The organism is Pseudomonas maioricensis (genome assembly GCF_022790535.1).
GTDB lineage: Bacteria > Pseudomonadota > Gammaproteobacteria > Pseudomonadales > Pseudomonadaceae > Aquipseudomonas > Aquipseudomonas maioricensis.
The window spans coordinates 14,839-24,131 of record NZ_LOHG01000033.1 but is presented as its reverse complement, the minus strand read 5'-3'; the positions used below and the strand labels follow the sequence as shown (position 1 = coordinate 24,131).

The window sequence follows — 9,293 nt, the reverse complement described above, 5'->3', positions numbered from 1 at the left end:
TCGGCAGCTCCTACAGGTTTGATGTTTGCTTCACGACAGCGCTGTGTCAGTGATATCGAGCGACCTCGTATGGGTCACTCTCAGGAAGTACGCGTCATGGTAATGCCGGACTGGACCAGCTGAAACTCATCCCCGCCCAAGTGATTGACCCTGTCGCCAATCGCCAGTTTGTAGATTGAAACAGGCTCCGTGCCACCCGCCTCGGCGAGCTGTGATTCCCGGAATTCATGCACTGAATAAATGCGGCCTTCGGCGTCGCGTGCATGAAATTGTCCAACCTTGATTGAAGCCATTTGCTTTGTAACCTCTGAAGATAACCGCCTGTTTACCCCTGCATGCTAACACTGCGCATCGAGAGCCAGGGTCCGTATCCAGCAAGACTCGGACAGACGTAGCACGCAGCGTGCAATCAAGCGAAGTAGACCGCTGTTTTGACGGGTAGTTTGCCTGCGATTAAAAAATAGTCGGCGTCGGGATTTTGGACCGTTTGTGCTGTTTAATCTTCCATCGCTGCAATGCAATCTGCACCTGGGCGCCGACTTGATCTATAACTAATGGCTCTTTTCATTCGTTGAAGGACATATCCATGAGTCAGGTTTATTCGATCGCCGTGGTAGTTGGCAGCCTGCGGGCTGATTCCATCAATCGTAAGATCGCGCTGGCCCTCGCCACACTGGCTCCGGCCAACCTGCAACTGAAGATCGTCGAAATCGGTGACCTGCCGCTCTATAACGAAGACATCGATACCGCGACTTCAAGCCCGGAGAGTTACACAGCGTTTCGCCAGCAGATCAGCGCAGCCGACGGCGTGCTGTTCGTGACGCCTGAGTACAACCGGTCGGTACCGGGCGCTCTGAAGAACGCCATTGATGTCGGCTCCCGTCCGTACGGCAAAAGTGCCTGGAGCGGCAAGCCTGGCGCAGTGATCAGCGCTTCACCTGGCGCTATCGGCGGGTTTGGGGCCAATCACCATTTGCGCCAGTCTTTGGTTTTTCTCAACGTGCCGTGCCTGCAACAGCCTGAAGCTTACCTGGGCAACGCTGGTACATTTTTTGATGCGTCAGGCGTCTTGTCCGAACAGACCAGGCCTTTCCTGCAGACGTTCATCAATGCCTACGCCGCCTGGGTTGAGCAGAATCACAAGGCCTGAGCCGACATATTCGGCAATGCGCTGCTTTATGTACCGTCTGCATTGAAGTAGCCCCCGATAAGCTCCTTTGCTCTTTCAACCCATCGCCCTGTGAGGCGATGGGTTTTCATTGCAAAAGGAACTTGTCATGTCATCCACAGATTCCCCCTGGTTTTATTCCGAGTCGCTCAGTTCGCGATTTCCTCTGGACATTGCCGATGCGCTGGAAGCCGGACGCATCACCGACCAGCAGGCCCGGTGGCTGGAGCTCCTCGTCCAGCCCGGAGATGAGCAGGCGACCCCACCGCGGGTTGATCGATTGACCCGCGGTGACGACGGGCTGATACACGCGGAGCTGGCGGGGGCATTGTTGATCAGCGATGTCACGAATCTGACCCCCGAGGTTTATTTCTATAGCCCCCTCGATGGCGTAGAAAGGTTCAGCACTCGTCAGGAACTGGTGGCGGGCTTAACCGCGCGGTTCGGTCTGCAAAGTGGCGATCCGGCACAATTTGAATACGAGCAAATCGAAGGCGAGGTGTCCGGGCACCGTATGTTCTCGATCATCGATCAGCAGGCACAACAGCTTGAGCGGCTGTCCCGGCTCTTGCAGCGTTTGCCGTCACTGCGCGCTGCCATGGGTGAAGCACTGAAAAAAGAGGTTGCTACGCGTTTCCCTGGCTCGAAGCTCAACGTGCTCACGCATATCGCGCAGATCAAACAGGCTGAGAACGGCACGCAAAAAGGCGCCATTCTGGGCACACAGACGCTCGTCGATGTGGCGATACGGGGCTTTTGTGGGACGCCTTTGCTCAGCGGAATACGACAGCAGTGGCTGGACATCGAAGGCAATGAGCTGACGGGGGAAGCGGCCAGCTCATGGCAACGAGCGGTCACCAGCGTTTCAGGCTCTCTGGCCGGTGTCTATGAAAACCTGCTGGATGATTACTGGCGCACCTGGGTAGCGGATGGCATGACCCGGCGTGATGTACTCGGTCAGGCATTCATCGGCTGTTTTCGACAGTATTTGCTGAGCGCTCGGCAGGACAGCACGGTCACCGCTGAGGAATATGCGGTACTCAAGACTCTGTGTCAGGCAGATGGGCGATTGTCAGGTGACGTGGAAATGTCCAGGGTTTCGGTCGCGATACGTGATCAGGAGCCGCTCAAGCTGGCGGGCGTCGTGCTGATCGGGTTCACCTCAGTGCTGCTGTCGGATATTTTCCTGTATTGCGCCAAGCGGGGCTTGCGACGGTTCAACAGCGTAGGCGCGGTGGCTGAGCATTTCGCCGGTATCGAGGGCCGCACCGAACTATTCGACTACACATCGCTCGACGATGAGAAGTTATTGCGTGCCCACGGCGGGGTACATCTGAGGCTGGACTCGGTGAGCAATACGTCACTCATCAGGCTCGCCGATTCAGTGATCGCACTGCAAAAACGCAACCTTGCCAGCATCCTCAAATCTGCCTTCAAGTCTCCTGCTCAAGCATCGGTCTCCCTTGAGGTTGCACTGGATATCCGTCATCTGATTGACCCACGTCTCGTTATTGCTGGTGAGACAAAGCGCTGGAACGAGGCGCTGGCGGGCTCCGAGCAGCTGTGGACCAGCTTCAGTTCACCGTCGAGAATTTCCGCACTGGGTATCCAGATCCAGGATTCCAGCGAGGCTGCGCCCCTGCTGTGGGCAACTTACCTGCGTGATGCACGCATGCGGGTCGACAGTATTTTCGATGCTCACCCAACCGTTTCCGAGTGCGCTCGCAGACTCCTGAACCGCTATTTTTCGGTATTGCACAGTGGAGCCGTGGATGCCCAGCGCATGTGGTTCCGCGATGATGATGACAGCGTTGTGAGTTTGTCGGTGCTGCTTCTGGACCGGGTCACTGGGCATCGCGGGGCAAAGGTGCCCGAGGATTGCAAGGTTTACGCCGATCCACCTGATTCTGCTTACGCCATGCATCTGTCATGGCTGACGCCGGAGTTGCTCGATCACGTAATGAATCGTGCCCGGCAGAGCTTTGCCAAGGACTACCTGGATCAGGTCAGGGCATTTTATGGTTCACAATTACGGGTGCGAGGTTCCACGGTCATTTCGGCTAATGCCTCGCGCTTGATTCAGGAAGGGCTGATCAGACTTGCCCTGAGCATGCACCGCACGTTCAGCGAGGTGAGTAAAAGCGCGCTGGATATGCTTGAGCAAGTGCTGGACCGGCCATTGTTCAAGCTCCGTGAGCGCTTTGATTTCGAGGCCGTCGAAGTGTCCATTCCTTACCTGATTTACGACAGTAGTCAGCCCCCCTTGCAACTCACTAATGTGTTTGTCCTCCAGCAGCCTTTGAACGGCAATGGCAAGCCGCTGCTATGTTCTGCGGTGCTCGGCCTCATGGAGTTTGAAAGCATCAGTGCACTCCAGCTCGAACTCAATGCCAGGCTAGCGTACCCAGGATCCCGTGACAGGTGGCTGAGCCTGCTCGCAGAATCGGATCAGCCCAGGCTTCAAGCGTTTTTCAGCCGCAGCGTGATACCGTCCATCACCATCAATCTGGCCAGGATCGACGAGGATTTCATCGAGCGTCTCGTCGAGGATGAGTTAAGCAGGCAATGCCTTGGTATCGAATCAGCATACCGCGCGGCGGTTGCCTGGCAGGCCGATGCTGTACTGCTGAAAAGAATGCTTATACCGATGGCGTCTGATGACAAGTCAAGAACAGTCATCGATACGTTGTCCTGTCGGCTTGAGTACACGTTGTTGCGAAGGCTCATGCCTGATTGGCTGAGTAAAGCCCCCGAAAGCGACTTGTCAGCATTCAGACGGCTGTTGATGCGTTTTTGGCAGCTCTACACATCGCGACAGCGCGTCGTTTCTCTTGCATCGCTGGATCAATACACCGCAGCACAGGTCCGCGACCGGTTGCAAAAGGATTTCCCCACCGCGCAGCTGGACCCAGAGCAGATATTGATCACCCTCACGCACTACAGCGCTGCACCGGTGGGCGTTGGGCAGATACCCTCGTCGATTCCTGCGGCGACCAGCACGGTCAGTGAAAACCTTTTGGATTTCGCCATCAATCGCTTTTCCAATTTTCAGAACGCCTCCCTGAGTGTTTCCGCCAGCAACGCGACATCGTTGCCTGACTCGCTGGATGCTATCTATGTGCGCAATATGGCTCGAACTCTGGATATTAGTGCCGGTTATCAGCAATACCTGAAGGGCAAGTTCAGTGACACCTCGCCGGATTACCTCGAACGGCTCGGTCAGTTTATAGAGCAGGCGCCGTGCGCATTGTTGCTGACGGCATTCCAGCTAAAGCTTCAGGGCACATTGACCAGGGCCGCGTATGGTTTTATTGAAAATCTGATCAATATGCCGGATGGGTTCGCGCGACTTCCTTTAAACGGGCGGACCATCATTTTCAGCCCGCTGCAATTGGTGCCTGCTCCTGGCTATTTGCCTGATGTTGTCACGGGGGTTTATTTGCTGGGGCCGCAAGGTGAGGAGGGCGGGCCATGGATTCTGCATGTTGTTGCCAGTGCGGACTACACCTTCAAGGAGTACGCCAGCCAAGAGGCATTTCTCATCGAATTGCAGACCAGTACCGAGCTGCAAGCGCTGGTGCTGGAGCGTCTGGACCCGAGCGTGCGTTTTGTCTATGAGCGAGGAGGGTTTCTGACACCCCGTCTTTCGTGGGCCACGGGCGGTTTTACGGATTTGGGTGACTCCTACCCGGCTCCGGTGCAATTGAAGGTCGAGGCGGTTCAGGAAAACTTCCTGTTAAGTCTGTTCCTGGCGGCGCAACAGGTGATGCTGCTGATGGCCAGGAAAAACAGCGTAAGTACGGCTGAGGCCGACCGCGCTGATTGGCACCATTTGATGTTACTGGGCGTCGAGCAGTCGCTGACGTTTTTACCTGGCAGGCTCGGCGGCCTGGTGGGCTTGTGGCAGGCAAAGGATTTATTACATTCATCGCTGGACTCAGCCAAGGACAAACAGTGGGGGGAGGCCGTTGCTGAATTTGCGGCGGCTCTGCTGGTGCTGATTACTACGGGTCAGCAATTGAACGAGGGTGCCGTGCAACTTCAGGATAGCGAGAGCGATCCCGATGACGTGTCCGAACATGAATGGTATGACCCGCAAATGCAGCAGGATATTGAGGTCCTGTTGCGCAAGTTTGAGGTCCATGACGTTTCTCTGAGCCAGTTGGAAAAAGACAATACACGGCACGTTTTCAACAGCCCTGTCACTCTCAAACAATATGCAGCGGTGTCCGGCAAGGTCTATGAGGTGAGCAGCGGATCGGGTGGCTGGCACGTTATTACAGGCGAAAAAGAGGGGCCTCAGATCATCCTTGATGCCCAGCAACACTGGACGTTTGGGACGGGCGTTGGCAGGCGGCGTAATGGCGGGGCGCTGACTCGAATCAAGACCGATCTCATTGATTACAACGTCGAAGATATTTTTACAGTGCAAGCGAGTGGGGTGGCCGACATCCAGCGGTTGTATCCGCTGAAGTCCACACAACTGGTCGAGGCCCATCGGCAGGCCAGGGTCTACCTGAGGAACGCCCTTGATAATCTGACGTTACGTTCCCCCAGTCGGGTCCTTGATCCTCGTATCGTGCAAATTTTCAAGGATTTCTTTGGCGTGAGGGCTTTGGGTAATGCGCTGGTCATTCGCGTAAAACTGGCGATCACTGATATTTATCGATTGCTGCTCGACCCCGCGCTCTCCCCGCACTCATCACAACGTTACGTGGTGGGCACCAACAAAATCGACTCCCGGGATGTCACGGCATTCACTTATACGGATGATCCGCTGCAAAGAGTGTTTCTGAGTGAGCGATTTTTCAGTACGCCGTTTGTGCGCCTGAAATCAGCGCAATCGAGGTTGGGTGGATTTAATGTCGGTGCTCATTTCCGTGCAACGGCGTTAATTCATGAGCTGTCCCACATCGCCGGAAAAACCGATGATATCGCTTATCTGGATTCAGACAGGCCGTATCTAGACCTGCTTGAGGATATTGGCGAGTACCGCATGCGCCTCAAGAGGGAGCAGATCAGACTCCAGAGCAGGCTGTCGCATCTGACCCCTCGTGATGACCTGTTCAAGGTGGAGGAGGAGAACGGGACCTCGCGCGACCTCAAGACCGCCGATGGTGGTGCCAAGGGCAAGGTGCTGAAATTGACCGGCGCCTCCACCATTGACGCTGCACGGGACATATTTCTGGACGATGCGCAGATACGCGCCGAGGTGATACTGGCCAACGCCGATTCCGTTGCCTTGCTGGTAACACTGCTAGGGCGCGAACGGTTTTGACTCAGTGACATGAGCTGATATTTGCAGATGAACTGCCCCCCAAGGTCTGGACGGGGTGTCCAGCTTTTGGGGCGCAGTTCACCGCCAGTATCAGATCAAGTAATGCTTCAGTTCCCTTGCAATCAACAGCCGCTGTATCTCGCTTGAGCCCTCGTAGATCTGGGTGATGCGGGCATCCCGGTAGTAGCGCTCGACCGGGTAGTCTTCAAGATAGCCATAGCCGCCATGAATCTGGATCGCCCTGGAACAGACCGACTCGGCCATCTCCGATGCGAACAGCTTGGCCTGCGAGGCTTCTGACAAGCAGGGTTGGCCTGCGGTGCGTAGTCGTGCAGCGTGCAGGATCAGTAAGCGTGTGGCGTTGATGCGGGTGTGCATGTCGGCAAGCATATTGGAGATGCTCTGGTGCTCGATGATTGGCTTGTCGAACTGCACCCGTTCCCGCGCATAGGTCAGCGCGGCCTCAAACGCAGCGCGGGCTATCCCCAACGCCTGAGCGGCAATGCCGATACGTCCACCCTCCAGATTGGAGAGGGCAATGGCGAGGCCCTTGCCACGCTCGCCCAGCAGACTGTCTGCGGGAACGCGACAATTGTTCAGGGTGACGGCGCAGGTATCCGAGGCGCGAATGCCCATTTTGTGTTCCGAGCGATCCACGACGTAGCCAGGGTTGTCGGTGGGCACCAGAAACGCTGACAGACCTTTCTTGCCCAACTGCGGATCGGTGACTGCAAACACAATGGCCAGCTTCGCCCGTTTGCCATTGCTCACAAACTGCTTGGCGCCATTGATAACCCATTCGTCGCCGTGCAATTCAGCGCGGGTCCTTAAATTATGGGCTTCTGAACCAGCATGCGGTTCGGTCAGACAGAAACAGCCAATCGCCCGGCCGCTGGCCAGTTCGGCCAGCCAGGTCTGTTTCTGCTCCTGATTGCCGTACTTTAGAATCGGGCCGCAGCCCACCGAACTGTGCACGCTCATCAATGTGCCAGTGGCGGCATCTGCAGCTGAAATTTCCTCGACGGCCAGCGCGTAGGCGACGTAGTCGATATAGGTGCCTCCCCATTCCTCGGGAACAATCATGCCCAGCAAACCCAGGTCGCCCATCTTGCTGACCAGCGAGTCGTCGATCCAGCCGGCTTTCTCCCAGGCCTGTGCATGGGGCGCAATTTCATTGCGGGCGAAATCTCGCGCCATGTCGCGGATCATCACCTGTTCTTCTGTGAGTTCGATATCGTTCATCGCTCAATCTCCATGGCCGCTGAAAAAACTCTGCACATGTTCGGCGCTTAGCGCCTGAGCACTGGGCGGGTTCCATTGCGGCTTCTTGTCTTTATCGATAATCAGTGCGCGTACGCCTTCGAGGAGGTCGCCACGTTCAAACCATTGTTGGTCCAGATGCAGTTCCAGCGTGAAGCAGTCTTCAAGTGACAGGTGACGTCCGCGCCGCAGCATCTCAAGGGTGACGGCCATGGCCAGTGGAGAGCGTGTTTCCAGCAGCGCTGCGGTACTCAGGGCCCAGCTGTGGGTGTCCAGAACAGCGACTTCACGCAGTTGTTCGATGATGCTGGAGATGTCTGGCTGGGCGAAATAGTGGTCGATGGCGGGGCGCAGTTTTTCCATAGATGGATCCGGCAAGTGCTGGCTGGCGAGTTTCGCCAGAGCGCCTTGCAGGTCCTTGAGAGGCTGACTGCGCCACTGCAGACGGTCGAGCTTCTTGTCCAGTTCTGCCAGTGCTTCACTGTGCAGGTACCAGTCGGCGAGTCCGCAATACAAGGCGTCTGCGGCAGCTATCTGGGTGCCGGTGACGCCCAGATAAATCCCCAGCTCGCCAGGGATTCTCGGTAAAAAGTAACTGCCGCCCACATCGGGGAAGTAACCGATTGCCACTTCCGGCATACCCAGACGGCTGCGTTCGGTCACCACCCGTAAATCTGCGCCCTGCACCAGCCCCATACCGCCGCCCAGAACATAGCCGTCCATGAGCGCAACGATCGGCTTGCGATAGCGGTGAATCGTCAGGTCCAGGGCATATTCTTCGGCAAAGAACGTTTGGTGTGTGGTCTCGCCGTTTTTGTAGCTGTGGTACAGCGAGCGGATATCTCCACCGGCACAAAACGCTTTTTCTCCGGCACCGCGCAGGACTACGGCGTAGATCGAGTCATCACTGGCCCACGCGTCCAGTTGTGCCTGAAGGCTGCGTACCATGCTTAGATCAATGGCGTTCAGATCGGCCGGACGATTGAGTGTCAGATGGCCGATGTGATTACGCACTTGGGCCAGAATGCTGTTATCGGTAAGCGGCTCGTGGGCAGGTAAAGCAGATGCAGTCATTACAAACTCCCTGTTCGTTTTTGTTTTATAGGCTGCGAGAGATGACAATCACGATGCTAACAGTGCAAATTTGCAAAAGACAGCCGGTAAAGGTGCATAGTACTAGGGCGTTCTTGCAGGGTGCGGTGGTATCTGCTGTTGTTTTTGTGTACATATCCGTTGCTGCGGTAACGGCTGGTATGGGTTGCGCTTTTACAGCGCGTCACTTTTGGACAGACAGCGCAAAAGTAACCATGGACCTGTCCCACCGCTAGGTGCCTCGCCGTGGCTCGGCATGCCCGCCCGCAGATCCTGAACCGTTGCCCACGCTTCAGAATTCGGCCAGCGTGATTTAACGGGGCGCCTCAGATCAAAAGCAAAGCGAATACAGCGGTTACACCCTGGACTGGTAGGAGCGAACATGTTCGCGAGACGTCAGCACATCCAACAGAGGTCTCGTCTGACACACCGCTTCGCAGCCTTCGGCAGCTCCTACAGAATGTCGGCAAGCCCAAGAAAACAGGTCGGCTATAA

5 protein-coding genes are annotated in these 9,293 nt (G+C 56.2%); 2 read left to right on the top strand and 3 right to left on the bottom strand.

What is annotated here, in order from left to right:
* Nucleotides 1-80: 80 nt before the first annotated feature.
* A complete protein-coding gene (locus tag AUC61_RS26010) occupies nt 81-293 on the bottom strand; it encodes a hypothetical protein (protein ID WP_122663823.1) in 213 nt (70 codons plus the stop codon).
* A 293-nt stretch (nt 294-586) separates the two neighbouring features.
* Here AUC61_RS26010 and AUC61_RS26005 point away from each other — a divergent pair, with 293 nt between their 5' ends.
* The gene (locus AUC61_RS26005) at nt 587-1,150 is read left to right on the top strand and encodes an NADPH-dependent FMN reductase (protein ID WP_243249125.1); all 564 of its coding nucleotides are present in this window, start codon (nt 587-589) and stop codon (nt 1,148-1,150) included.
* A gap of 127 nt (nt 1,151-1,277) precedes the next feature.
* The gene (locus tag AUC61_RS26000) at nt 1,278-6,446 is read left to right on the top strand and encodes a M35 family metallopeptidase (protein WP_243249124.1); all 5,169 of its coding nucleotides are present in this window, start codon (nt 1,278-1,280) and stop codon (nt 6,444-6,446) included.
* A gap of 90 nt (nt 6,447-6,536) precedes the next feature.
* Here AUC61_RS26000 and AUC61_RS25995 read toward each other — a convergent pair whose 3' ends face one another.
* Together AUC61_RS25995 and AUC61_RS25990 are read right to left on the bottom strand one after the other, a co-directional pair.
* Nucleotides 6,537-7,688 (bottom strand): acyl-CoA dehydrogenase family protein, encoded by a 1,152-nt coding sequence (locus tag AUC61_RS25995; RefSeq protein ID WP_243249123.1) that lies wholly within the window; start codon nt 7,686-7,688, stop codon nt 6,537-6,539.
* Between the two features lie 3 nt (nt 7,689-7,691).
* The gene (locus AUC61_RS25990; protein WP_243249122.1) at nt 7,692-8,780 is read right to left on the bottom strand and encodes an enoyl-CoA hydratase/isomerase family protein; all 1,089 of its coding nucleotides are present in this window, start codon (nt 8,778-8,780) and stop codon (nt 7,692-7,694) included.
* Nucleotides 8,781-9,293: the final 513 nt, after the last annotated feature.